Source organism: Vibrio sp. 1562 (genome assembly GCF_033340155.1).
GTDB lineage: Bacteria > Pseudomonadota > Gammaproteobacteria > Enterobacterales > Vibrionaceae > Vibrio > Vibrio alginolyticus.
Window position 1 is genome coordinate 1 of sequence record NZ_JAWOVY010000581.1, and the last position, 581, is coordinate 581.

Consider the following 581-nt stretch of genomic DNA (forward strand, 5'->3'; position numbering starts at 1 on the left):
GGCTTTGCGTCCCACCCTTTCGAATGGTTTGCCCTGTGCGTGACCAGATGAGGATACTTCGTATATTGAATTAACATCACACTTTAGATTTTAAAACGTGATCTTGATTCAATAAATAATGCCATTTTGTGCATGGGTACTCATAATTGAGAATTGTATTTAATGTTTGAAAAGAAGCGGGAATTAATAATTCACATGTAAAGAAAACAGTAACTTATGGAAGTTATTGTTTTTAAGAATGAGGCAAAGTGTGCGGGAAGTGTTATTTTTTTAATAAAAAAAAGCGCCCCTAAGGGCGCTTGTGTTCATTTAATTAAGTTTCTTAACGGTATTGCGGATAACAATCTCTGGTTGCATCTCGAACACACGCTTTTCGTGTTCTTTATCTTTAATGCGTTCAAGTAGGATCTCAAACGCATTTTTACCCACACGACGTTTAGGTTGGTGAATCGTTGTTAGTGGTGGTGAGAAGTACTCTGCAAGTTCAATGTTGTCGTAACCGATAACAGAAACGTCATCTGGAACCTTGATGCCGTTTTGTTGCAGACGGCTCATTAAGCCAAGTGCCATGGTGTCGTTAA

1 pseudogene and 1 riboswitch are annotated in these 581 nt (G+C 38.4%); the pseudogene reads right to left on the reverse strand.

Annotated features, from left to right (window positions below):
* Nucleotides 1-43, reverse strand: a riboswitch (cyclic di-GMP riboswitch). This riboswitch is flagged as partial in the annotation.
* 266 nt (nucleotides 44-309) lie between these two features.
* Nucleotides 310-581, reverse strand: a pseudogene (purR, locus tag R7Z49_RS26505) (HTH-type transcriptional repressor PurR); the annotation flags it as partial.